Annotated in this window: 27 protein-coding genes and 1 tRNA gene; 9 read left to right on the forward strand and 19 right to left on the reverse strand. The window is 59.2% G+C overall.

Translation table 11 applies throughout. From position 1 onward, the window contains the following. Positions 1 to 55: 55 nt before the first annotated feature. From IB285_RS00620 to IB285_RS00635, 4 genes are all read right to left on the reverse strand, one after another. Positions 56 to 1,018: an AAA family ATPase gene (locus tag IB285_RS00620; protein WP_190786361.1), complete on the reverse strand. Its 963-nt coding sequence runs from the start codon at positions 1,016 to 1,018 to the stop codon at positions 56 to 58. Next, on the reverse strand, positions 1,015 to 2,289 hold the full coding sequence (locus IB285_RS00625; protein WP_190786362.1) for a DUF4350 domain-containing protein: 1,275 nt from the start codon (positions 2,287 to 2,289) through the stop codon (positions 1,015 to 1,017). The genes IB285_RS00620 and IB285_RS00625 overlap by 4 nt, the downstream gene beginning before the upstream one ends. Further along, on the reverse strand, positions 2,286 to 2,987 hold the full coding sequence (locus IB285_RS00630; RefSeq protein ID WP_199803314.1) for a hypothetical protein: 702 nt from the start codon (positions 2,985 to 2,987) through the stop codon (positions 2,286 to 2,288). The genes IB285_RS00625 and IB285_RS00630 overlap by 4 nt, the downstream gene beginning before the upstream one ends. 69 nt (positions 2,988 to 3,056) lie before the next feature. After that, positions 3,057 to 3,950, reverse strand: coding sequence for a prephenate dehydratase (locus tag IB285_RS00635; RefSeq protein ID WP_190788921.1), 894 nt, complete (start codon positions 3,948 to 3,950; stop codon positions 3,057 to 3,059). A gap of 120 nt (positions 3,951 to 4,070) precedes the next feature. On the opposite strand from IB285_RS00635, the gene IB285_RS00640 reads away from it, so the two are divergent. Continuing rightward, positions 4,071 to 4,781, forward strand: coding sequence for a c-type cytochrome (locus IB285_RS00640; protein WP_190786363.1), 711 nt, complete (start codon positions 4,071 to 4,073; stop codon positions 4,779 to 4,781). Between the two features lie 19 nt (positions 4,782 to 4,800). Here IB285_RS00640 and IB285_RS00645 read toward each other — a convergent pair whose 3' ends face one another. Both IB285_RS00645 and IB285_RS00650 read right to left on the reverse strand, forming a co-directional pair. Then, on the reverse strand, positions 4,801 to 5,466 hold the full coding sequence (locus IB285_RS00645) for an RlmE family RNA methyltransferase (protein ID WP_190786364.1): 666 nt from the start codon (positions 5,464 to 5,466) through the stop codon (positions 4,801 to 4,803). Then, positions 5,463 to 6,668: a Ppx/GppA phosphatase family protein gene (locus IB285_RS00650; protein ID WP_190788922.1), complete on the reverse strand. Its 1,206-nt coding sequence runs from the start codon at positions 6,666 to 6,668 to the stop codon at positions 5,463 to 5,465. Before IB285_RS00650 ends, IB285_RS00645 begins: the two co-directional genes overlap by 4 nt. Before the next feature lie 219 nt (positions 6,669 to 6,887). Between IB285_RS00650 and IB285_RS00655 the strand changes: the two genes are divergently transcribed. Then, positions 6,888 to 6,961 (forward strand) — tRNA-Gln (locus tag IB285_RS00655). Positions 6,962 to 6,969: 8 nt separating this feature from the next. Here IB285_RS00655 and IB285_RS00660 read toward each other — a convergent pair. From IB285_RS00660 to IB285_RS00670, 3 genes are read right to left on the reverse strand one after another with little or no spacing between them, the layout of a single operon-like run. Next, on the reverse strand, positions 6,970 to 8,058 hold the full coding sequence (locus IB285_RS00660; RefSeq protein WP_190786365.1) for a tyrosine-type recombinase/integrase: 1,089 nt from the start codon (positions 8,056 to 8,058) through the stop codon (positions 6,970 to 6,972). Next, positions 8,055 to 8,252 carry a hypothetical protein gene (locus IB285_RS00665; protein WP_190786366.1) on the reverse strand — a complete coding sequence of 66 codons (198 nt, stop codon included), beginning with the start codon at positions 8,250 to 8,252 and terminating at the stop codon, positions 8,055 to 8,057. Before IB285_RS00665 ends, IB285_RS00660 begins: the two co-directional genes overlap by 4 nt. Before the next feature lie 2 nt (positions 8,253 to 8,254). Then, positions 8,255 to 8,746 carry a hypothetical protein gene (locus tag IB285_RS00670; protein WP_190786367.1) on the reverse strand — a complete coding sequence of 164 codons (492 nt, stop codon included), beginning with the start codon at positions 8,744 to 8,746 and terminating at the stop codon, positions 8,255 to 8,257. 232 nt (positions 8,747 to 8,978) lie between these two features. On the opposite strand from IB285_RS00670, the gene IB285_RS00675 reads away from it, so the two are divergent. After that, entirely contained in the window at positions 8,979 to 9,695 is a 717-nt protein-coding gene (locus IB285_RS00675; protein ID WP_190786368.1) for a hypothetical protein, read from the forward strand. Here IB285_RS00675 and IB285_RS00680 read toward each other — a convergent pair. From IB285_RS00680 to IB285_RS00715, 8 genes are all read right to left on the reverse strand, one after another. Further along, on the reverse strand, positions 9,692 to 10,756 hold the full coding sequence (locus IB285_RS00680) for a phage portal protein (RefSeq protein ID WP_190786369.1): 1,065 nt from the start codon (positions 10,754 to 10,756) through the stop codon (positions 9,692 to 9,694). The genes IB285_RS00675 and IB285_RS00680 overlap by 4 nt on opposite strands. Further along, complete coding sequence (locus IB285_RS00685) at positions 10,756 to 11,262, reverse strand: hypothetical protein (protein WP_190786370.1); 507 nt, start codon at positions 11,260 to 11,262, stop codon at positions 10,756 to 10,758. Before IB285_RS00685 ends, IB285_RS00680 begins: the two co-directional genes overlap by 1 nt. After that, complete coding sequence (locus tag IB285_RS00690; RefSeq protein WP_190786371.1) at positions 11,259 to 11,867, reverse strand: HK97 family phage prohead protease; 609 nt, start codon at positions 11,865 to 11,867, stop codon at positions 11,259 to 11,261. The genes IB285_RS00685 and IB285_RS00690 overlap by 4 nt, the downstream gene beginning before the upstream one ends. Continuing rightward, entirely contained in the window at positions 11,867 to 13,135 is a 1,269-nt protein-coding gene (locus IB285_RS00695; RefSeq protein ID WP_190786372.1) for a phage major capsid protein, read from the reverse strand. Before IB285_RS00695 ends, IB285_RS00690 begins: the two co-directional genes overlap by 1 nt. 10 nt (positions 13,136 to 13,145) lie before the next feature. Then, the gene (locus IB285_RS15165; protein ID WP_190786373.1) at positions 13,146 to 13,451 is read right to left on the reverse strand and encodes an HNH endonuclease; all 306 of its coding nucleotides are present in this window, start codon (positions 13,449 to 13,451) and stop codon (positions 13,146 to 13,148) included. Further along, positions 13,448 to 14,983 carry a terminase large subunit domain-containing protein gene (locus IB285_RS00705; protein ID WP_190786374.1) on the reverse strand — a complete coding sequence of 512 codons (1,536 nt, stop codon included), beginning with the start codon at positions 14,981 to 14,983 and terminating at the stop codon, positions 13,448 to 13,450. The genes IB285_RS15165 and IB285_RS00705 overlap by 4 nt, the downstream gene beginning before the upstream one ends. A gap of 277 nt (positions 14,984 to 15,260) precedes the next feature. Continuing rightward, positions 15,261 to 15,521: a hypothetical protein gene (locus IB285_RS00710; protein ID WP_190786375.1), complete on the reverse strand. Its 261-nt coding sequence runs from the start codon at positions 15,519 to 15,521 to the stop codon at positions 15,261 to 15,263. Further along, positions 15,518 to 16,138, reverse strand: a complete 621-nt coding sequence (locus IB285_RS00715) for a hypothetical protein (protein ID WP_190786376.1) — start codon at positions 16,136 to 16,138, stop codon at positions 15,518 to 15,520. The genes IB285_RS00710 and IB285_RS00715 overlap by 4 nt, the downstream gene beginning before the upstream one ends. Positions 16,139 to 16,521: 383 nt before the next feature. Between IB285_RS00715 and IB285_RS00720 the strand changes: the two genes are divergently transcribed. Both IB285_RS00720 and IB285_RS00725 read left to right on the forward strand, forming a co-directional pair. Next, positions 16,522 to 16,773: a hypothetical protein gene (locus IB285_RS00720; protein WP_190786377.1), complete on the forward strand. Its 252-nt coding sequence runs from the start codon at positions 16,522 to 16,524 to the stop codon at positions 16,771 to 16,773. Between the two features lie 362 nt (positions 16,774 to 17,135). Further along, positions 17,136 to 17,639: a hypothetical protein gene (locus IB285_RS00725; RefSeq protein ID WP_190786378.1), complete on the forward strand. Its 504-nt coding sequence runs from the start codon at positions 17,136 to 17,138 to the stop codon at positions 17,637 to 17,639. 252 nt (positions 17,640 to 17,891) lie between these two features. Here the strand turns inward: IB285_RS00725 and IB285_RS00730 are convergent, their stop codons facing one another. After that, positions 17,892 to 18,116 (reverse strand): DUF6471 domain-containing protein, encoded by a 225-nt coding sequence (locus IB285_RS00730; RefSeq protein ID WP_190786379.1) that lies wholly within the window; start codon positions 18,114 to 18,116, stop codon positions 17,892 to 17,894. Between the two features lie 83 nt (positions 18,117 to 18,199). On the opposite strand from IB285_RS00730, the gene IB285_RS00735 reads away from it, so the two are divergent. Both IB285_RS00735 and IB285_RS00740 read left to right on the forward strand, forming a co-directional pair. After that, positions 18,200 to 19,249 carry an IS1595 family transposase gene (locus IB285_RS00735; RefSeq protein ID WP_190788923.1) on the forward strand — a complete coding sequence of 350 codons (1,050 nt, stop codon included), beginning with the start codon at positions 18,200 to 18,202 and terminating at the stop codon, positions 19,247 to 19,249. Next, on the forward strand, positions 19,249 to 19,452 hold the full coding sequence (locus IB285_RS00740) for a hypothetical protein (RefSeq protein ID WP_190786380.1): 204 nt from the start codon (positions 19,249 to 19,251) through the stop codon (positions 19,450 to 19,452). Before IB285_RS00735 ends, IB285_RS00740 begins: the two co-directional genes overlap by 1 nt. Here IB285_RS00740 and IB285_RS00745 read toward each other — a convergent pair. After that, the gene (locus tag IB285_RS00745) at positions 19,449 to 19,808 is read right to left on the reverse strand and encodes a hypothetical protein (protein ID WP_190786381.1); all 360 of its coding nucleotides are present in this window, start codon (positions 19,806 to 19,808) and stop codon (positions 19,449 to 19,451) included. The genes IB285_RS00740 and IB285_RS00745 overlap by 4 nt on opposite strands. Before the next feature lie 103 nt (positions 19,809 to 19,911). On the opposite strand from IB285_RS00745, the gene IB285_RS00750 reads away from it, so the two are divergent. Next, a complete protein-coding gene (locus IB285_RS00750) occupies positions 19,912 to 20,145 on the forward strand; it encodes a helix-turn-helix domain-containing protein (protein WP_328705827.1) in 234 nt (77 codons plus the stop codon). A gap of 586 nt (positions 20,146 to 20,731) precedes the next feature. After that, entirely contained in the window at positions 20,732 to 21,190 is a 459-nt protein-coding gene (locus IB285_RS00755) for a hypothetical protein (RefSeq protein ID WP_190786382.1), read from the forward strand. The last annotated feature ends 183 nt before the right edge of the window (positions 21,191 to 21,373 follow it).

A 21,373-nucleotide genomic window follows, 5' to 3' on the forward strand; every position in this document is an offset into this window, starting at 1 on the left:
TTGTCGGAACAAGAGGAAATCGAGAGAGGATCCGTATCACTCGCGTGTCAGCCTATCAGCGCGGGGCCTCTGTGCTTTCGACCAACTCCGCTACGAGCGTTTCGAGATCGCGTCCTTCGATTTCTGCTGCCGGGCTAAGGGTCAGGCGGTGGCGGAGCACGGGTACGGCAAGCGCTTTCACATCGTCAGGGATGACGTAGTCTCGCCCGGACAGTGCAGCTCTCGCACGCGCCGCGTTCGCCAGCATGACCGCCGCTCGCGGTGATGCGCCAACCGAAAGATCCGCGTGATCGCGTGTCGCGCGGACGAGGCGGACGACATATTGGGTGATCTCTTCGGCGACGGTTACCTGATCGAGCGCCTTGCTGGCAGCCTCAAGCTTGGCGGGATCGGCGACTGCCGTCACCCCAAGCTCGGCAGGGTGCTGCGGACCTTGCCGCTTTCCGAATTCGTTGACGATCCGCGCCTCTTCGCTTTCGTCGGGATAGGGCACGAGCAGCTTGAACAGGAAGCGATCGAGTTGCGCTTCGGGAAGGGGGTAGACCCCTTGGTTCTCGATCGGGTTCTGGGTGGCAATCACCATGAAGCGGGTAGGCAGCTCGTGGGTTTCCCCGTCGAGCGTCACCAGCCTCTCCTGCATCGCTTCGAGCAGGGCGGCTTGCGTTTTCGGCGGGGTCCGGTTGATCTCGTCGCCCAGTAAAAGCTCGCAAAAGATCGGGCCGCGCGTGAGCGTGAACTGGCTGGTCTGAAAATTGAACAGGTTCGAACCCAGGATGTCGCCGGGAAGAAGGTCCGGTGTGAACTGGATTCGCCCGAAATCGAGGCCCAATGCAGTGGCAAAGCTATTGGCTAGAAAGGTCTTGGCCGTGCCCGGCGGACCTTCCAGCAGAACGTGGCCTTCGCTGATCAAGGCGACGAGCAATTGGTCGATCATTTCATCCTGACCGACAATCGCTTTCGACACCTCGGAGCGGATAGCCTCCGCCAAAGCGCGCACTTCGTCTAGACTCATGGTCATCTAGTGAGTTTCCCTTCAAGCTCTTTCAGCGCCTGTGCGGCGTGTAGAATATCCGATGCGGTCTCGGCCTGTGCCAAGCGGTTTGCGCGGCGTGAGAACGGCTCTTCACCGGGCAGGCGCGCTGCCAAAGCTGCATCGATGGATTGGGCGTCGGGCCGAGCGATGCCGAGTGCTTTCCCCAGCCGTCGCTGCGACAGGGCAGCATATGGCTCGGCGAGCAACCCGAAACGTCTCGCACGCACGATCAATCCCGCACCGTTGCGCACGAGACGATCCTTGCCGAACGCTATCTCCGGCGCCCCGGCCTGAACCGATCCGAACCGCATGAAAGCGCGCCAGCCGACGATCAGACTGGCAAGGATCAGGCACAAGGTCGCTGCCAGAAACGGCGGCTGAAATGCGAGACTGAGCAAGTTGCTCGATCCGCCAAAGCCATTGAGCGTGAGATCGAAACTGATGCTCGTCCCGTCGCCAAAGCCAGCCTCCTCGACCAAGGCGAGAGCTACGCGAGCGCGGGAGGCGTCTGAGAGACCGTAATTGTTCATAAGGTCAGGCTCAACGACGAAGACCGTCCAGTGCGCCTCTTCGAAATAGTCGGTGCCTTCTTCGCCGAGAACACTGAAGGCGAGAACACGGCCATCCTGGGCGGTTACCAGCCGTTCTATGCCCTCGCTCCGGTCTGTGTAGGCGACAGAATTTGACGGCAAATCGCCGGAAAGATTGAGACCGCCCCAACGCGCATTGTCGCCGCTAGCCCGCGTCTCGCCATCTTGGGCGAAAGTGAAGGGTGATGGAAGTTCGCTCGTCCAATCGGGCCCCAGCGGTTCGCCGAGCACCACCCAGCCCTCTTCGAACTTATTCGCTGTTTCGCTTGGCGTGCCTCGCGGGGGTGATCCGGCGAGCCATTTTGGCAAGATGACCAGAGTCGGGCCTATATATTGCCGGTTCTCGAGGATCTGGCCGATCTCTTCCGCATCGGCATTAAGGCCGGGGGTCAGGATCAGCAGGTCGCTCGTTTCAAGGCCCGCGGGGCTGCGCGACAGCGAGACATCGTAGCCTTCCCCTTCAAGCAATCGCGCCAGCCCGGCATAGCCATTGAGCCCAACCGCAGCGCCGTGGGCGGCGCCGTTATTGCGGTTTCCTCCGGTATCGCCGGCACCGATGAAATAGAGCATGGCAACGAAAATGGCGAAGCCCGCGAGCACAACAGCGAGCACCGTTCTGCGCGTAAATGGGGAAGCGTCCCTACCCTGACCGGCTACCGTGTTCATGAGCCATGTCCGATCCGCTCAAGCGCAAATTCGGCATAGGCTGTGCGGGCGGCCTCCCAATCCGAGGCGTCCAGCGATCGCAGGGCGAATAGGCTGCGTTCCACCCGCTGCGAAATCGTGCCGAACGCTTTGCGAGCGCGTGCCGACAGCGCGGACAATTCGGCAAGCTCGCGCGCCGTGCTTGACGGTTCGACCCAGTCCGGACGCGCGGAGGCGATATGGCTGACGCTGCGCTGGAGTAGGAGGTGTGTTGCCGCATCGTATCGTCCCTCGGCAGCCAGCCTGTCGGCGTCTTCAAGAAGCGCGAGGCTTTCCGCGCGGTCGGGCTCCCATCCGGGCTGGCTTTGCGCATCCGGGCGGTCGCTTTGCTTGCGGCGAAGGGGACCGAACGTGTTGATCAGCGAGTAGATGAGAAAACCGGCAAGCGCGGCGAGCAGGACCCATTTCAGGACCGGCCAGGAATATCCGAGGAATCCTCCGATGGGCGCGAGCAGTTCCCCCAGAAAATCGAAAAATGCATCAAGCATCTTCTCGAACATGCCGGGTGGTTCGGCCACCGGCTCAGGAATTTCAATCGGCTCGAACTGGATATCGCCGTCATTGCGAACGCTCGACCAGCTTTCCCCTATCGGCTCACTGGTGGTGGCGGCAGACGAAGGCTGAAATTCGGCCGGAGGGTTGGGCGCCGCATTGGTCATTCGCCTTAATTGGTGGCACGGCCTTTCGAGCGGCGCAACACCTAACGGCGCAGCGGCACACAGCCTTTCTCAGCCGCGCGCGCGGCCTTGGCTGTAGGTGCCGAGAACCCGCAGTTCCTTGGAATGAAACGCGCATTCTTCCAGAGCGCGATCAACTGCGGGATCGCCCGGCGCGCCCATTATGTCGGCATAGAATTTGGAAGCCGAAAAGCTCGCCCCTTCCTGATAGCTTTCCAGCTTCGTCATGTTGACGCCATTCGTCGCGAACCCGCCGAGCGCCTTGTAAAGCGCTGCCGGGATGTTCTTCACCTCGAAAATGAATGTGGTGATCGCGTCCGCCCCGGCCAACTCGCCGGGCGGCAGCGGTTCCCCTGCGAGTATGACGAAGCGGGTCATGTTGTCCTCGCTATCTTCGACATGGGTTTCGGCGATTTCCAGCCCGTAAAGCTCCGCTGCGATGGCTGGGGCGATGGCGGCCAGTGTAGGATCGCCTTTTTCCGAAACGAACGCCGCCGCGCCCGCTGTATCCGCGTGGCTGAGCGGGACGATCCCTCTTTCGCGCAGGAACAGCCGCGACTGGCCGAGCGCCTGGGGGTGGCTGTAGGCGGCTTCGAACGGGCCTTTGCCCAAGCCCATCAAGGCGTGATGGATCGGCATGAAATACTCGCCGACGATCGAAAGCCCGCTTTCGGGAAGCAGGAAGTGAATGTCTGCAACGCGGCCGTGCTGCGAATTCTCGATCGGGATGATCGCCTGGCCAGCGCGCCCGTCCTTCACCGCTTCCAGCGCATCCTCGAAACTGAAACAGGGGAGGGGGAGCGCATCGGGCCGAGCTTCGGTTGCGGCGCGGTGCGAATTGGCACCCGGTGATCCCTGAAACGCAATCGCGCGCTCCGGTTCACGCTCGGCTGCGGCGCGAAGTTGGTCGACGATGGCGAGGGCTGGTCCGGGAAAGCTGCGCATATTCGCCACAGTTGCTAGAACCCGAGTGACGATGCGGCAAGTCTGCTTGCACAGCCCGCAACAACTGATGACGCGATCGCTCTTGCACAGGCGCGTGGGCGGCATTAATGGAGCGCCGGGATGACACAAGAAAACTCTTCAGAAGCGAATCCCGCGACCGAGAATGGTGGCGGCGATCTTTTCAACACGGCAGCCGGCTGGGTTCTGTTCGCAGCAGGCCTCGGGCTTGGCCTGTCGATCCTGAGCGACAAGTTCTTCCACGGCTATGATCCGGAAATGCCGGAGCAGCCGGGATACTTTATCGAAGCTGCTGAAGAAGAGGGCGGTGCCGAGCCTGAAATGACCATGGCGGCGGCGCTCAACATGATGCCGCAGGACGAGCTGGTCTCTCAAGGAGAGAAGGTTTTTGCCAAGTGTCAGGCGTGTCACAACGTCGCACAAGGCGGCCCCAATGGCGTTGGCCCAAACCTGCATGCCATCATGGGCGCTCCCTTCGCGAGCAAGCCTGGATTCAATTATTCCTCGGCGCTTTCCGGTGCGAGCGGCAATTGGGGCTGGGAAGAGATGAACGAATGGCTTCTCAATCCCAAGCGCTACATTGAGGGCACATCGATGAGCTTTGCCGGCCTTGGCAAGATCGAGGATCGGGCCGCGGTTGCGCTTTATCTCAACGCCAACGGTTCCAACCTGCCGGTTCCGGAATATGTCGAGGAAGCTGCTGGCGAAGAAACCCCCGATGGTGAAACCGAAGGCGAAGCGGAAGGCGCAGCCGAAGCGGAAGCTGAACAGGATGCAGCTGCCGAAATCGAAGAAGTCGCAGCAGCCGAGTGATTCCCCGGAAAGATCGCGATCAATCGCGGCCTTTGAATCCCTGAGCAACCACGTACCATTCCGATGAGCCCTTGCGGCTCGCGGGAGGTTTGGCGTGTTTCACGCTGGTAAAGTGCTGTTTGAGCAGCTTCAGCAGATCGGTATCGGTCCCTCCGGCCAACACCTTCGCCACGAACGCACCGCCTTTTTCCAGAGTTTCGGTCGCAAACCACGCCCCCGCCTCGACCAGCGCCATGGTGCGCAGGTGATCGGTCTGTTTATGGCCGACGGTGTTCGCCGCCATATCGGAGAGGACGAGGTCGGGCGGACCTTCGAGCGCTTCTTCAAGCGCGGCAGGTGCCGCATCGTCCATGAAATCCATCTCGAATATCGTCACGCCTTCGATCGCATCGGTCGGCAGCAGGTCGATGCCGACCACTTTTGCCTTCGGAGCGCGGGCGCGCACGACTTGCGACCAGCCACCCGGCGCGATGCCTAGGTCAACAACGCGCTTCGACCCGCGGATGAGGCCGAAACGGTCATCCAGTTCGAGTAGCTTGTAAGCTGCGCGGCTGCGATATCCATCGGCCTTGGCTTGCTTTACATACGGATCGTTGAGCTGGCGCTCCAGCCAGCGGGTCGAGGACGCCGTGCGTTTCTTCGCCGTCCTGACGCGGCGATCGGGATTGCGACCGGAACGCGTCACGCGCGGTTCTGCCCGGCCCGTGTTTCGTTGAGCGCCTGCAATGCCCGGGCGCTCTGCCGCTCGGCCGCCATCAGGCTGCGCAGAATGCCTTCGCGAATGCCTCTGTCGGCAACGCCCAGTCTCTCGGCAGGCCACAGATCGAGAATGGAATCGAGAATGGCGCAGCCGGCAACCACCAGGTCCGCCCTGTCCTGACCGATGCAGGGCAGCTGGCTGCGCTCGGACGGCGACATCCCGGATAATTGCTCGCTGATATCGCGCATGGCCGTTGCCGGGACGATCAGACCGTCGACGGCGTTGCGGTCGTAATGAGGCAATTCGAGATGCAGGCTGGCAAGCGTGGTCACAGTGCCGCTGGTTCCGAGCAAACGGATGTCATCTTTCGTGGCCGCGCCAGCAATCCGATCTGCGAATGGAGCGAAACTGCCGGACACGATCTTACGCATCCGCGCATAGCGATCGATCCGCGCGTCGCGGGTGTCTTCTCCGCGCCCGACAGTATCGGTCAGCGAAATCACACCCCAGGGCACGCTCTGCCAGTCGATGATGCGCGGTATCTTACCGTCCGGTTCGAGCAGGACCAGTTCGGTCGATCCGCCGCCGATGTCGAAAATAACGGCGGGCCCGTCCCCGTTCTCGAGCAGGATGTGGCAGCCGAGCACGGCAAGCCGCGCCTCCTCTTCGGCGCTGATGATGTCGAGCGCAATGCCGGTTTCGTCGCGTACCCGTTCGATGAACTTCGGACCATTGGCAGCACGGCGGCACGCCTCGGTCGCTACCGAACGCGCCAGTCGAACATTGCGGCGGCGAAGTTTGTCGGCGCAGACGGATAAAGCTCCCAGAGCGCGGTCCATTGCCTCATCCGACAGCCGCCCGGTTTTCGCGAGGTCCTCGCCAAGCTTCACCACACGGCTGAACGCGTCGATAACGGTGAAATCCCGCCCGGAGGGCCGCGCAATCAGCAGGCGGCAATTGTTGGTGCCCAGGTCCAGCGCAGCATACGCCTCCCCCGGGCGGTGCACACGTTTTGGATGAGTGGTCCGGGGCGAAGGGCCATGCGCACGGCCATTGCTCTTGCCGCCGCGGTGGGCTTCATCGTGCTGGGAGGGACGCTTGTAGCGAAAATCGGCTACTTTGCCGGACCTGCCGCCCCTTTTCTTACCCGCTCTCTTGTCTTCGTCCGGCGGAGGCATGTCCGCCATAATCGTATCTTTCATTCCACTCACGCTATTGTTGCGCAAGCACCTGAAACAAATGCTAACCGAAGCGGGCAGGGAGAGCAAGCGAACGGGCGCCTCTCCAAAAACGCAGAGGTTCACCGCTGCATTGCGCGAAGCGCTGACAAGCCTTGACCTTGGCACGCGCCAAAACTAGGAGGCGCGCTCGCAAAGCACGAGTCCCTCAACGGACCTGCCTGGTACTGCCCCGTCGTCTAATGGTAAGACTACGGACTCTGACTCCGTCAATTGAGGTTCGAATCCTCACGGGGCATCCAACTTGCGATCATTTTTCGCAGTCCTCTGCGGTTTTTTGTGATGCGGTGTCTAACCTTTTGCCGGGGTTAGACACTTTTGAGCCGTAGGCCTTGGCCATCGCGCTATCTGCAAGAGCTGCATCGCCGGCATCGCCAGCGTATTTGCGATACATCGAAATCGACTTGTGGCCGGTGATCGCCATGCCTTCCTGATCGCTGCATCCTGCTCGCCTGAGCCGCGCCGCTGCTGCCTTTCGCAGGCCATGCGCGGAGCAGTGAGGTAAGCCCGCCTTATCGCAGGCTCGCCGCATGAGATTGTAGAACCCTTTGGCGGTGAAGGCATCGCCGCGATTGTTCTCGAGCAGCAGTGTGTCGCCGAGTGGGCCAGCCTCGAGAGCTTCGCGCAGCGGTTCGACCACGGGCACATCGACCGCCGTGGAGGTTTTGGATTGCTTCAAGCGGATCCGCCCGCCTGCTATGGCTCTGCGCGACAGAAACCGCACATCAGCGCTGCGCTGCGCGCCATACAGTAGGAGAGCGAACGCGAGCCGGGGCTTTGTGCCCAATGGATGTGCGGCCTCGAATTGTGTCAGCTCGGCCTCGGTCCACCGGTGATAACCTTCGGAGCTGCTGGCCTTTGGTGGGCGGGTGTCTTTCACCGGATCGAAGGTGCCGGGCACAATGCGCTCCCGCCGCGCAACGATAAACAATTGGTGCAGGAGCTTGCGCAGCCGAGCAGCCGCATGAGGCTTATCGCGCATTCCGTTCATCAGGCGCTGGATACGCGCGGCATCAAAACGCGAAATCGGATCATCACCGAAAGTCGCTCGGAAGCGCTCCAAGACGCCTCGATAAACCGCTTGAGTTGCGGGCCGCAGGTCGAGGAACGCGCTGTCCGCATAGTAGCGCGCGATCACATCAGATACGCTGCCGGGGCGAATCCTGTCCCCGCCCACCGGTTGCTTTTCAGCATCGAGGCAAGCTGCATACTCGCGCTCAAAATCCTTAGTTCCGAATGGAGCTTTGAAATAGTGCGCAGGGTATCCCTTGCGCCGGAAGCGGTAGCGGGTTTTGCCATGCCGATCGCGAAATTTGGTGACGTATTGCGGACGCTTCATGATGCAGCCCAATCTGCGAGCCGATCATCAAGATCGTCAGCGCTGCCCTCGGGTTTGGTGACGAATGGCGTGAGCCGAAATGTTAGATCGCCACTGGGAGTGACGCGCCCTTGAAAGACGACGCCGTGCTGCGCGACGGTCAAAGCCATCCGATTCAGATCGTCTTTCGAGATAAGGGCGCGGCGGGTGCCCATGCTTAGCCTCGCTCGCCCTCAAGCGTGGACATTACCCGTTTGCGCAAAGCGGTGAGATTGATTGCTACAAATTCTTCGCCTGCGCCTCGCTCGACCCCTTTGTGATCAAAGAAGGGCGTGAGGTCGCCAAGGTCTTTGATCTCGCTGGACGGATAGCATTCGCCGAATGTTCCTGCGGGATATGCAAAAAAGTAAGTTTTCCCGAGTTCCTCAGGATAGAGCTTGAAGGCATCTCGCCGCGTGTCGCCCTCATTTTTGAGACCGTTCTGCGCGATCTGGAAAGCGTCTCCCAGATCGAAGCCTCGGAGATTAAGTGCACGGACCAGTGCGTAAACCAGCGCATTGTCTTTTGTGAAGCGGTGGGCGACACCCGACCCCATCGCGTCATCTCCAAGAACAAGCCAGTGGTAGGCAGCAAACCGCTTGCGGAAGTTATCGTGCTTCATATTGATCGCATGTGCGAGTTGAGCGCTGGTGTAGGTTTGGTCAGCCATTTGCAGGATCCTGTGAATTCTGATCCCAGCTTATGTGGGAATAGAGTTCACACGTCAAGCCCAAGGATGCTTCAAGCCAAAGATCGACCGGATAACCGCGTGGGATCGTGGATTGTGCCCTGAGCAAAGAGCGGAATTTCTGTACTCGACCCCTTGGCGGGCTTCGTCCAGTTGGCCTAACGATCTTCGATGAAACGATTGGACTTGGTCAGAAATTCATGGGGAAATTAATGTGAGCGAGGATTCGTCCACTTACTCGGTTACTCGCTTGTTTCGTCTTTTCGGCGAAAACGCGGCAGCAATTACACTTGTCTGTACCGCATTCTCGCTGATCGTGAACTTTTTTAGGTTTCGACAGTGGGGCCTAGATTACGCTTCAGTAATCACTCCATCAGATATCATAGTCGGCGGAATTGATGCCTTCTCTTTACTCCTTCCATTTTTCATCGCAGCCATGTTCGGCATTTTGGCCGGACGTAGATCAAGAGAAATATTCACAAGCAAGAAGGCCAGAAGCATAATTGCATTCGTGACTGCTATCCCCATCATGGTTTGGGTTGTCTTTTTTCCTTGGAGGTTTGATGGTTCGACCGAGGATGGTCTGATCTGGTATTTCAGCTACACCTTTGCGCTAATGTTCTGGTTTGAAGCACTTGCGGTATCCCGCGAACAGATCTTCATCAAAGCTGACTCCGAAATCGCTTTCATCGGTAATTTCGGCCTCGTTTTCTCTACCATTCTGTCCATATTTGTAGTGTTCAATCTTCATGATCTGGCAATGGAGGGAGATACCACGCTGATTACGTCCGAGAGGTGTGATGCCCGAGAGTCTGTGGTCTGGATGGGGACCGAGAGCGTGGTCACAACATGTGAGATTGATAAAGCGCCATTGGAACGCGATTATTTCATTGTTGAACGCAATGGGTTGGAGTTTATCGTTTCAGACTAATCCGCCCAGTCGATGAACTGTAGAGAATCCTGCACCGCTTCGGCATCGAGGCCAGCCTCTTTCGCCGCGGCGAGCGCCGCGACCATGGCACCGAACGCTCGAGCCTTACCGCCATGATCAAAGGCCTGAGCTGGCCGCACCACATCAATCGATACCTCTGCGCCCAGCTTCGCGCTGGCCTCCTCGGCCATGGTTACAGCGATCGGCTGCAGGATCCACTGAGCAAGGTGCCGCTGCGCCTCCCGTGTCATCGGCCCCTGCGCATTCGTCGCCAGCAACGCCGGCAGAACGCCATAAACCGAAAGGATCGAGGCTCTGGCCCGATCGAGGCTTTCCACGGCCATGCTGTCTTTGAGATCCGGCGTTACGCCTTGCGGTTTCCAATCGTGCGATGGGGCAGGTCCACCTGCGGCCTGCACCGCAACGGATTCCCGAAGCATCACCCGGCCACGCCGAGCGCGAAACCCGTGGCCAAGCGTTTCGAGGTCCGTGCCTTGGCTTTCAGGAAATGGCACCACTTGGCTACCCAACGGCGCATTCTCATAAACCTCGCCCAGAGCGTGCTCGAGCGTATGCAAGAGCGATGCGGTGAGCGAGGCTCTGCGCAGTGGTGCTTGGCCCGCCCAGGGCGTTCCCGGATCTGGCGCAATGCGAAAGTGGAGCACCTCTCCTGCCAGCGCAGTCTCGGTGCGCCCACCGCCGATCTCTGGGATGGAGAGGCGATAAGCGACAGGCTCGCCATTTCGGGTGGCGAGGTCGAAATCGATCACCGGGATGAGTCGATCGCGGATCAGGAACACGGCCTCACCGCGCAACGCCAGTGCGCGCGCTGCGACCGCCATGGTGTGGCGCCGCAACAGGTCCGTGCCATCCACATCGGCGAGCGATAAGCCGCTCTCCCAAAGCGAAACACAGGTTTGAACGGTGCTGGTGAGTTCGCCCAGCCCGAGACGCCCGGCCACATAGGCCTCGCGCGCAGCGATAATCTGCGAGGTGTATCCGGTCCCGCTTGCTGCGCGCTGCTCTGGCGCGCCGCCAAAAATCCGTTGGAGCCATCCCATCAGGCCACTCTCCTAAAGCCGCGCAGCAGATCCGCAGCGCCGCTATTCTGCAAAGCCATGGCTGGGCTGATATCGCGCCTCGAGATGGCAACATTGAGCTTGCCGCTCCTGAGGCTGGACACACCGGGCGGCAGCTCGCTCTCTGCGGTAAGGTAGCGGGACAGCCGCCGCGCTGCCTCACTGACGGCCTCGGGCACCGGCCCGGCGCCCACCGTGGCTGTGATCGTGGTTTTTCCACAAGCGAGCTTGTATCCGAACGCGCCCAGATCAGGCTCGCCAGCAGCTCCATCGCCGTGCACCGCGCTGATCGTGACGATCGGAGCCAGAGGTGGCAGCCATTCGCCCTCATCGGCCTCAATGTGCCAAATCACCTCTCGCTCAGTGTAGCGATAGGCGATGTGGTGCTCTAGCCGCTGCCAGATCATTGGCAGTGCATCCCCGCTCACGCCCGTCACAGTGGGATAGCTCGCCGGGAAAGCTTCGATCTGGCGAATGGATCGGATCACAAGCGCCACCGCCTCATGATATCGGTCATGGGATGCGGAGCCGCAGGGGCGGGGTTGAAAGAGCGCAGGTCCGCCTCAGTGTCGGGATATGCGGGCCGCGTCACAAGGCTCATCTCGAACAGAACCGCGGCAAAGATTGTGCGGATGAGGGCATTACCCTCTGCCGGATCCTCATCCACGGTTTCTTCTGGGCGGGGCACCGCCTCGGGAGGCGCAACACGAAAGCCCGGCGAAAGGCCGGTGATCAGGCCTGCCGCATATGCAGCGAGGAAATCCTGCCCCCATGTGGTGCGCTGGATCTCTCGCGTGAGCACGGCCTCAAAGGTGAGGGCATCATCGCTATCGGTGAATGAGAGCGTCCCTGCCTTTCGGCTCGCAAGGGGCCGATCGAAGCTGTGGCCGATCAGCAGATGGATATCGCGCTCGGTATCCTCCACTGCGAAGCTGAAAGCGCGCGAGGCAAACTGCTCTTTGCGAGGCCTGCGCCCATTGCCACCGGAATCGATTACCGCGCGTTTGCGATAGGGAAACGAGCCGCGCAATCGGCGCGTGCCGTCTCCCTCCTCGCGAAGCTCGAGGCCTGCCGAGAAAACCGGCGAGGTCATTAGGCTGCCTCGAGTTCGAGACCGGTAACGAGCTGCAATTGTGCACCACGCGCCACAGTTACATCTGCGGTAGTGAGGCCAGTGATGCGAAGTCCACCGGATTGCGCATCGCTGTATGGATCGCGGATCATATCGACCGCGCCCCACATGCCGACGAATGCTGGCGCAACGCCGCCAGCACTTGTGGACAGCAGTGCTTGAGTTTCGAGGGGTGTGCCAGACGGTTCCGTGAGTGAATTGCTGGTGGTGACGATCGAGCCGAGCTGCGCGCTGGCACGATCATATTCGGTAACGCCGGTGTTTGCGAATGCCTCGGTGCCATCGAGATAGGACCACAGCTCGGGCCGGATCAGTGCTCTAACCGCACTCGGGCTGGCCGCCGCGTTCGCGTTCATGAAACGCACCACGGCCTCGCGCAGCGCTCCCCATGTGGCAAGCGCTGCTGCATCGGTGGAGGTGATGCCATAGGTTGCCACACCCGGAATGAGGCCAAGAGGCTCCCCATTTGCGCCCGTGCCGAGGAAAATCGCCTTGTCGAGTTCGGCGCTCATTGTGCCGTTCATGTCGCGCCGGATGGCCTGCTCGAGCGCATCACCGCTCTGGAGCATCGCCTTGCGCGTTACCCGCATGTGAATGCCCAGATTGTGCTCAGGCTTGAGCGCCTTATCGGTGGTGGCATACACGGTCGGCCCAGCGACATTGCCGGTCTCACCATCGGCCCATCCTGCCGTGACAGTCGAGCTTGTCACCGGATACTCGAGAGCACCGGTTCCGATCGAGATCATCTGCACACCCATCTGGGCAGCTACGCTTGAAGGGAACAAGCGATCAATGATCGGGCGGGTTTGGACGGGGTCTGGCGTGCCACTGGCGACAGTCTCGCCGGCGCGGACCTCGAAGGCTTGCAGCGGCACCGGGACACCGCGATATCCGCCTTGCGAGCGCAGCTCTTGCACCATCTCAGCCGTTTGGCCTTCGAGGGCGCGTCCCTCACCGAGCGCGAGCACCACTTGGCGCATCTCGAAACCAGCGATCAGCTCAGCCAGCTCGCGATCGCCGCGCGTCTCGAGTTCCTGCCCGGCTTCGCGCCTTTCCTCATCCTCAGTGATGAGCGCGGCGCGATAGCGGGTTTCGTTCGATCGATACTCTGCATCCAGCTCGCTCATCGAGCGGGTTTCATCCTCGGTTGGGCTTTCCTTGCCCACAAGCTCTGAAAGCGATTGGCGGATCTCGCTTTGGCGACGGGAAATCTTGACGGATTCGAGCATGTTCTGGTCCTCAGTTTGGGAGCGGTCTGTTCAGGAGTTCGCGCCATTTTACGCGATCTGGCCCCAGCTCGGGTAGGTTCGCCTCTTTCTTGGTTTTTCGGGCATGACAGGAGCAGCAAAGTGTCTGTAAATTCTCGAGATCGAAGGCCCTCTCGGGCGCATCGCGCACTGGCACGATATGATCGACCTCGAGGCGATGCTTTGAGCCACACTGAATACACGCCCACCCATCGCGCCGCTTCGCAGCGATGCGCAGAGCGGGCCATCGCGGATCCCGATAAACCCATCGGCCATACCGCTTGAAGCGCCCACTCACGCCCAATGCACCCTCGCAGGCGAGATCGTTGGCGCGCGCTTCATGCGCTGGCCTTGAGCCACGGCCACCACGGTTGCGGCAACCGGATCCACCCGGCCCGTGCTGCGCCCGGCAGCGAGCTTGTGGTTGCCCGCTGGATCCACCAGCGTGATTGCATCGGCGAACGCCGATCGCAGCAAAAGCGATGGAACCGTGCGCACCTCGCCCTCGAAAACAGCGCGCCGGGTGCGCTCGATATCCTCGCTGCCATCTTTCCACCCGAAACCGCGCCAGATGAACGGAACGCGATCAAGGGCGGCCTCGCGCAGCGCCTCGAGAAACTCGGCATGGCGGAAACGATCGCCGCAGATCGCTGCCGGAGCCTGTCCATTCAGCCGCTGCACCACGCTGGCGAGGAACCTGCCAACCGGCACGGTGCTATCTCCCATCGTCACCAGCTCGCCGCGATCAGCCATTTCGACATAGCGCCCGCTCACGCCATCGGCCTGCCCTCGATCAGCGAGGCCGGGTTTGCAGGGGAATGCCCCAACGCATTCGAGCCGCCCCGTCTCGGGCCAATACAGCGCCGCAGCGCTCATCGATCTCGAGCCGCCCAGATCCACGCCCATCACCACCAGCCCCTCTCGCGGCGGAAGATCATCAGGCGCGACCTCGCAGGCAAGCCATTCATCCACGGTCAGCAGCACCGAGCGATCATCGCTCGCCACCCGCTCATTGCGGTTGAGATTGCGAAAACTCGAGAGTGCAGATCCGCCTCTGGCGATCGCGCGCCGGGCCTGAGCCACAAGCCAATCGGGTGATGGCCCGATGCCCTCTTTCGCGCCGGGATTGGCCACCAACAGGCTCTCAAGATCATCCGGCGGCAAGCCCGGCTGTGGCCGATGCTCTTGCACGTATGTTCCCGGTGGAGGCTCATCGAGCCATCGCGAAAACGTGTTGGCATCATCGGGAGCCGAGGTGCTGATGATCAGCGCCCTCCCATCGCGTTTGCCCAGCCCCGATAGGATGGCATTCTCGAGCGCATCGCCCTTATCGCGTGTCCATGCTGCCCGCTCATCGAGGATCGCCAGAGTGGGCGCCCCGCCAAGGATCGATTTCCCATCGGCTGCGATCACCCGCGCAAGGCTACCACCGTTCTCGGCAGTTTCGACCTCGAGCTTAGATCCTCGCCGGATCGTGAATTGCGCTCGCTGCTCGGCGGGCAGGCCATCGATGAAACCGATCAGGAATCCGAAAGCCGTTTTCGCCTGATCACGGTTGCGAGCTGCGAACAGGATCTCGCGATGCGGCTGCGGCGCGATCTCTCCGACCAGATGGCCAAGGGCTAGCCCCGCCGAAAGCGCAGTTTTGGCATTGCCGCGCCCGATCGAAAGCACCGCAGCCTCAATGCCCTGCGCAAAAGCGCCACGCACAAAATCCCGCTGGTATTTGGCCAGCTTGAGCGTTTTCCCCGCCAGTCGGCCCTCCGGCACCACCAATTTCGGCAGAAATCGCAGTGCCGCAGCCGCGTTTTTTGAAGCCCGCCCCGCCATCAGGGGCACTTTGGGAGAGAGAATTGAACAGCCCGCTCCGCGAGCCCTCCCCAAGACGCCCATCCGGGCATTGGGACCAGATGGGGGTGGCCCGGCAGGGAAGTAGGGCAGCACACCTGCCGGGCCGCTGAGAGATACCAGTGAGCACGGTCTCTCAGCAAACAAAACTGGTGGTGCGGCGCGAAGGAAAGGCACGCAACACGCGCCGCACCGCTCTCAGATGGAATGGAGCAACCATCCTCGAGCATTCGTAAAACTGGTGGTCTTGGCTGAGTGGTCATTGTGGCTCGTTGACCTCGCCATTCTCGCGAGCCTTGCGGTGCGCAGCGCGGAGATGGGGGCGTGGCTTCGCCCGCCCACCAGCGAACGCCTCGCGCTCGGCGCGCAGCTCATCGCCACCGCATTCCTCGATCCACTTGGCAACCTGCCGCGTGGTTGTGCGGTAGTGCTCTCTCGCGCCCCAGCCCATCTCGATATAGATCCCACGAAAGTTGCGAGGCCGGCGGCGCTTCGGCTGTGTGTATCGCTTGCGTCTCATGTGCTTGCCTCTTCCGTTTCATGGTTGGGGATCACCCGCCCATCACGTTCGATCAGCGCACCGCACCTGAGGCCCATGCTCACCAATGCGGGATCCATCTTATCGATCATGTCCTGTGTCAGCGGTGGTGCTGGCTTGCGCGTGCTGGCAATGTGGCGGCGGTTGGTTTCGCGATGGACAAGGTGGCGCGCCAGTCGATGGGCCTTTGTGGCATCGTCGCTTCTGATCCATTCATCAGCGATATCGAGCAGCTCTTTCACGGTTGGAAAAAACCTCTGCCGTTTGATCGCTTCCTCGACCGTCCACCAGAGTTGCACCTTGGGCAGATGCGAGAGGCACTTGCGATAGGCGCGGAATTTCAGCTCGCCCGTGTCCGTATCATCCTTGCGGCGTGGTAGGCTGGCCTCCATCAGCTTCATCGCCATTCCAAATTCCTGTTCATTGGCGCTCGCGGGGGAGGGCAAGGGAGCCTTGGCGATTGCCTTCACCAGCTCGAATTGCTCGTCGCTCAGGCTCGTAGTTGGAAGCGCTTCCAGCATCTGCAGGGCCGAGTCTCCGCCCGATTGCTTGAGCAAACCCGTCGCCGTGCTGGTGTTGATTGTCTGATGCTCGGCCATTTGGTTTCATCCATTCGTCAGCTTTGTCGATCCAAGTTCGGAAAGCGGCCTGCCAGTCTTTCGACGTTCGGCCCTTGTCGGCAGCGTGATCCTTGAACCGCTGCACTTGCCTCTCGAATTCTCCGGGAGGCCAACCAGCCACGATGTGCTTTGATCGATCGGTAAGATTTGGCTGCCAGTCAGCGGGCATTTTCTCCGCTCGCTTCGATCTCGATTTCGCCGGGGGACTACAGGGGGAATTAGAACCGCTAGGTTCTCTTGTTCCCTTGTTCCTTTGTTCTTTTGTTGTCCGGTGGCTGTCCGATGGCTGTCCGCTTGCTTGTCCGGTTGCCTGTCCGGTCTCATCGCCGATCGCCTGATATTTGTCGTAATTACTGAGTGTTATGATCGAGCGTCCCTGTCCGGTTGCCCGTTCGATCATCTGTTCGGTTTCCAACCGGGTCAAAAACCGCTCCACCGCGCTCGGCGACATTCCCCAAGCCTTCGCGAGCTGGGCACGGGATGCGCAGAGCTGGCCGCGCTCGAGCGTGATGATCCGGCCCGCAATGTCGAATGGCGTGGGCTTCCAGCACGCTTTCGCGATCAGCCAGAGCCACGCACCAGCGCGAGCGGAATCTCCATCGAATAGAGGATGATCGAACACGGCCCGATGTGCCGCAATGAAGCCTCCGCTCATTGCGGAGCGCTTCCCCTGCGGCTATCGTGCTCCGCAGTTTCCAGTGCCTCGGAAACCCATGCGCTCGAGCTGGCGGCAACCGGCTCGAGCGCCTTTCGATTAGGCCTCAAAAGGTTAGACACTCGGGGCCAGCGGATCCCAGAAATGCGTGGCCACGAAAATTGGGTTAGACATTGCAACCCAATTGAATCGGAATGATTGTTCATGCCCTCACGGGGCATCCAGTTTGTCGGTATTGGGTAGCAAACGCACAAAGAGCTACCTAGCGGAGCGCCCCGCTCAATTCGTAGATTCCTCCCGTTCAAACGGAAAGGAATTACAATGGGTCAAACCAATCTTCGAAAATCTCTGCAAAAGCGATACGCCGGTCTCACTGGCGAACTTGAGGACGTTCATTTTCAGATCGAGCGGATCAAACGAGAGCAAGACAGACTCCCTACTCTCGAAGCCCGCATCCCTGATCTCGAAAGCCTGATCGAAGCAACTGATTTGTTGCTCCGGGACAATGACCCTGATTGGGACCCCTCGGTGGTGGAACCTACCAAGCCGTGGTCTTTCAAGAATCCGATCCCTTTCGGTCAGTGTGGTCGAAGGGCAATGGCGCTGTTGCGTGAGACTGAGCGGCCAATGACATGTCGGCAGATCACATTGGAGTTGCTGCGACAAGCCGGTGAGACTGAGCCCGACATCGAAGCTGTGCGGCGCGTCCAGACGGCAGTTGAGTCCTCGCTTAGGAAGTTCAGGGGGCGCACGGTAGAATCGTCGGGGAAGTATCCGGCCCAATGGCGAGCCATCAATAAGCCGGAAATCAATTTCGATCCATGATGTAAAGCAAGTATTGCAGTGAATGTATACTTTTGCTTTACACAAACACCTGAAAATAAAGGACTTTACGATAAGTAACGAATCGGCTATAAGCACGGATTCCAGCCCCAGAAACGGGCAAAGCCACGAACACTTGCAGGTGTTCGTGGCTTCATTTCAACCGCCTTTTCGGTAGAAAGGAGGTGTCCCGTGCAGATCAACTGCGCGTTATTACGCTATACGTGACTCTTATTTCGGAGTCCAGAGAATAAGTTAGTCCTCGCCGAGGTGGAGATTCCGAACTTCCATCGCGGCGAGGCACTGGAAAAGGAACGCCGCAGAGAATGTGCCTCTGGCGATCTTATTCGCCACGTTTCGCGGATTATCCTCCACGCCGACATCGGCAAGCAGCTTCACCAGATCAGGCGTTTTCATGCCTCTGCGAGCCATCTCGGCTTGCAGGACACCCTTTGCGTAGACGTTCCAGTCCCTCTCCATATCACTCCTAACGAGGTTAAATCACCAAATATGGTGAAAAGTCACTTGACAGAATCGGACTTATTCATCAAATTCGATGCAATATCACTGCATCGGAGGATAAGTCGCAACATTTTCTCACTTCGGCAAGGGCTAGGACGCTTGATCTCAAGCGCATCGCTCGCATGTCCGAAGAGGAGGCAGTGGATGCGTTTGTCTTGCTGCGTTATCCAGAAACGGATGGTGAGCCATACTGCCCGGAATGCGGGTGTCAGGTAACCTACAAGATCAATCGCACCATCAAGAACCGCAAGACCGGTGAGGTTACCGGGAAGAGCCGCAAATACACATGTGCCGAATGCACCCACCAGTTTTCACCAACCTCAGGGACGATCTTCCACGGACGCAAACTGGAGCACCGCGACATCCTATTCGGGATCGCACTTTGGGTGAACGGAGCGAAAGGTGAAGCAGCCCTGCATTTGTGCAGGGACATGAATGTAAATCCGAAGACGGCGTTCATTCTCGAAAAGAAGCTTCGCGAGGTGATGGGCACGCTCCAGCACGCGGCAAAGCTCTCAGGCGAAGTCGAGGGCGACGCAACCTATGTTGGTGGGTATGTAAAGCCTGCTAATCTCAAAAAGAACCGCCGCGATCGACGCAAGCTGGCGAACCAGTCAGGCAAGAGACAGGCGATCACCGTCCTGCGCGAGCGAGGCGGTAAATCTCGCGCTTTCGTTCAAACTGAGAAACAGACCGCCGCTGTCATGCGCGATCTCGTCGAGGACGGGACTGTCCTGATCTTTGACGAGTCCAAAGCATTTGATGGGCTCGAAGCGCTGTTTGATGTGAAACGCGTCAATCACGACGGGAACGACACGAAGAACTACGGAGAGGCCGCATACTCGCGGGACGGAGTTCACACCAACCTTGCAGAGTCCAGCCACTCGCGACTCAAGCGCTCGCAGATGGGTGTTCACCACCGCATCTCCGGTGATCACCTACAAGGCTACGCCGACGAGATGACTTGGCGCGAAGACCATCGGCGCAAGTCCAATGGTGAGCAATTCTTGACCCTCGTGACGGCTGGGCTGCACCACCCACCATCGATGCAATGGAAGGGCTACTGGCAGCGCCGGAAGGAGGCCGCGTGATGGCTAACTTCACAATTCATTTAATGGGTCAACATCAGCCCATCACAATCGACTTGCCCTGTGCCGACATCGACGATCTTGCGGATCAGTCCGCTACAGCCCGCTATTTGACAGGCCACATGGCGCAGGCAGATGGGGATGGTGTTTGTCGGCGTGTGATGATCGCGACAAGCCGCATTCAGTGCGCCATAGAGACCGACTAGAAAGCACGCTCTTCGCGGTCGATGACACACTTCCCAACATCCATAGCTGGTCCGCCTGTGACGCGGTAAAATGCGCTCTGGGTGTTGTCCCTCCGGAAACTGAGGTCCTTGCGATCAATCTCAAAGCCATTGAACAAGACCTTCTCCGGAGTGAAGATTGCTGGCTTTTTGACGGTCATTCCATTGCGATGAATGAAATAGCTGACTGTGTTGGCCGCCTCGTTCAACTGGACATCGAAAGTGCTTTCGCCACCCTGATCGGTGAGGGTGCATGTCAAGAACACGGGTTGTGCAAGAGCAACGCTGGGCCATGCCAGAGCGCTCGCAGTGATGGTGGCCAGAAATACTCTTTTCATAATTGCCTCCGCTGATGGATCGCAAACCTCCTTAGGGCCAAAAGGTTAACAGCGGGATTCATACACCGTGGACTGATACTCCTCCTTGCCGCGATTTGGCGGCGTGGACCCATATCTCGACATCCTTGGCCAACGCATCCGCGCAAAGCGGAAAGAACTCGGCATGTCGCAAGAGGGCTTGGCCAACGAAGCTGGGCTGGATCGCAGCTACGTCGGGCGGATCGAGCGCGGCGAGCATAACCTGACATTTGCATCGTTGGTGAGGCTGTGTCGGGCGATGCGGTGTGATGTGGCCGCGATTACGGCTGGACTCCCGCAAGTCCGAAGAAAGGCTTGACATTAGAACCCAAATCAGATATAATATAACATATCTTTCAAGTGTGGTGGAAACTTCGCTTTTTCTCTTGACCCCGAAAAATGTAGCTATCTACATGGCTCCGTTATTAAGGGGGATTTCAATTGCGTTCGGTTTTAGCTGCGTTTTTCTGCGCAACCTTGTGGTTGTCGTTTGCTTTTATGGTCGGTTTTCCCAGCCAAACTCTGTCAGTAGATTTTGCCAGCTTGGCCAATGATTTCTTCGATGGGGACCAAGCAGCGCGATCTGAGCGGGTCTTTATTCCTTTGTTGCTACTGGTTGACATCGTGGTCGCCGCGCTGCTCGGCCACGCTCGTGCGACCCCGACAGGACTTACCATCTCAGCTTTGGCTCTCCTCGTATATATTGTTGTAGCCGCTTTGATTCCCATATATGGGGCAGACCATTCGGAGAGCACCCATATGTGGCTACTCGCACTCGCATTCATTTGCCTACTAGTGCCCAGATATGTATCATTCTCTTCGCAAAAGCCTTTTGAAGAGGTTCCGGGATCGAGGTGAGAGAGGTGTTAGGCACCCATTAAGACGCCCTGCCTTAAGGAGTTTGTATGATTTACATCGCTGCCATTTCAGCTCTTGCTCTTGCAATCATTTGGAGCCTTTCCCCTCAAGGCCAAGTGATCCATGCCGCTCGCTCGAAAGAAATGGTCTTCCGTAAGCGTCGTTTTTTGTTTGATGGGTTTTTCCGGGATGCAAAAGGCGAGAGCATTGATCTCGACGATCGTATGGTCGGCGTCGCGCGAGGAGAATCGTGCGTGAATTACGGAATTAGCGATGGGGCGGTTGTAATTGCCGACAAACTTACCAGCGAGAGCCGCCAGAAGATTGCAGCCGACGATTTGGTGATAATCGCGTCTCCTTTGGACGATGAAACCAAGCCCATGCGGTTTCGGAAGGTTTCTGCCCGCAGCGAAGGTCTCGTTGAATTCGCCGATGACAACAATGGGGCGTTGAAGCCTAAGGCCCCTGAAGATATTGTAGGGCTTGTCCGATACGTTCGGAATTAGGATTCACTCGACCACTTCGATCAATCAAATGGGGCGCACAAGCGCCCCATTTTAATTCCAGCCGCCATAATCGAAGGAACTAGCTCGAAAGGTGCTATGTTGAGAAGATCGGTCAATCCATGCCCCGCGAAGTGCAGTGGAGGTGCATCTCGAACGCAGCATAAGCTCGAAGCCGCTACCCTA

It is taken from the genome of Erythrobacter rubeus, from assembly GCF_014705715.1.
Taxonomy (GTDB): domain Bacteria; phylum Pseudomonadota; class Alphaproteobacteria; order Sphingomonadales; family Sphingomonadaceae; genus Erythrobacter; species Erythrobacter rubeus.

Excerpts from the sequence above, each read along its gene's own strand:
- IB285_RS00620 (WP_190786361.1), bottom strand. The coding sequence starts at position 1,018 with ATGACCATGAGTCTAGACGAAGTGCGCGCTTTGGCGGAGGCTATCCGC.
- IB285_RS00625 (WP_190786362.1), bottom strand. The coding sequence starts at position 2,289 with ATGAACACGGTAGCCGGTCAGGGTAGGGACGCTTCCCCATTTACGCGC.
- IB285_RS00630 (WP_199803314.1), bottom strand. The coding sequence starts at position 2,987 with ATGACCAATGCGGCGCCCAACCCTCCGGCCGAATTTCAGCCTTCGTCT.
- IB285_RS00635 (WP_190788921.1), bottom strand. The coding sequence starts at position 3,950 with ATGCGCAGCTTTCCCGGACCAGCCCTCGCCATCGTCGACCAACTTCGC.
- IB285_RS00640 (WP_190786363.1), top strand. The coding sequence starts at position 4,071 with ATGACACAAGAAAACTCTTCAGAAGCGAATCCCGCGACCGAGAATGGT.
- IB285_RS00650 (WP_190788922.1), bottom strand. The coding sequence starts at position 6,668 with ATGGCGGACATGCCTCCGCCGGACGAAGACAAGAGAGCGGGTAAGAAA.
- IB285_RS00660 (WP_190786365.1), bottom strand. The coding sequence starts at position 8,058 with ATGAAGCGTCCGCAATACGTCACCAAATTTCGCGATCGGCATGGCAAA.
- IB285_RS00665 (WP_190786366.1), bottom strand. The coding sequence starts at position 8,252 with ATGGGCACCCGCCGCGCCCTTATCTCGAAAGACGATCTGAATCGGATG.
- IB285_RS00670 (WP_190786367.1), bottom strand. The coding sequence starts at position 8,746 with ATGGCTGACCAAACCTACACCAGCGCTCAACTCGCACATGCGATCAAT.
- IB285_RS00680 (WP_190786369.1), bottom strand. The coding sequence starts at position 10,756 with ATGGGATGGCTCCAACGGATTTTTGGCGGCGCGCCAGAGCAGCGCGCA.
- IB285_RS00690 (WP_190786371.1), bottom strand. The coding sequence starts at position 11,867 with ATGACCTCGCCGGTTTTCTCGGCAGGCCTCGAGCTTCGCGAGGAGGGA.
- IB285_RS00695 (WP_190786372.1), bottom strand. The coding sequence starts at position 13,135 with ATGCTCGAATCCGTCAAGATTTCCCGTCGCCAAAGCGAGATCCGCCAA.
- IB285_RS00705 (WP_190786374.1), bottom strand. The coding sequence starts at position 14,983 with ATGGCGGGGCGGGCTTCAAAAAACGCGGCTGCGGCACTGCGATTTCTG.
- IB285_RS00710 (WP_190786375.1), bottom strand. The coding sequence starts at position 15,521 with ATGAGACGCAAGCGATACACACAGCCGAAGCGCCGCCGGCCTCGCAAC.
- IB285_RS00715 (WP_190786376.1), bottom strand. The coding sequence starts at position 16,138 with ATGGCCGAGCATCAGACAATCAACACCAGCACGGCGACGGGTTTGCTC.
- IB285_RS00720 (WP_190786377.1), top strand. The coding sequence starts at position 16,522 with ATGATCGAGCGTCCCTGTCCGGTTGCCCGTTCGATCATCTGTTCGGTT.
- IB285_RS00725 (WP_190786378.1), top strand. The coding sequence starts at position 17,136 with ATGGGTCAAACCAATCTTCGAAAATCTCTGCAAAAGCGATACGCCGGT.
- IB285_RS00730 (WP_190786379.1), bottom strand. The coding sequence starts at position 18,116 with ATGGAGAGGGACTGGAACGTCTACGCAAAGGGTGTCCTGCAAGCCGAG.
- IB285_RS00740 (WP_190786380.1), top strand. The coding sequence starts at position 19,249 with ATGGCTAACTTCACAATTCATTTAATGGGTCAACATCAGCCCATCACA.
- IB285_RS00745 (WP_190786381.1), bottom strand. The coding sequence starts at position 19,808 with ATGAAAAGAGTATTTCTGGCCACCATCACTGCGAGCGCTCTGGCATGG.
- IB285_RS00755 (WP_190786382.1), top strand. The coding sequence starts at position 20,732 with ATGATTTACATCGCTGCCATTTCAGCTCTTGCTCTTGCAATCATTTGG.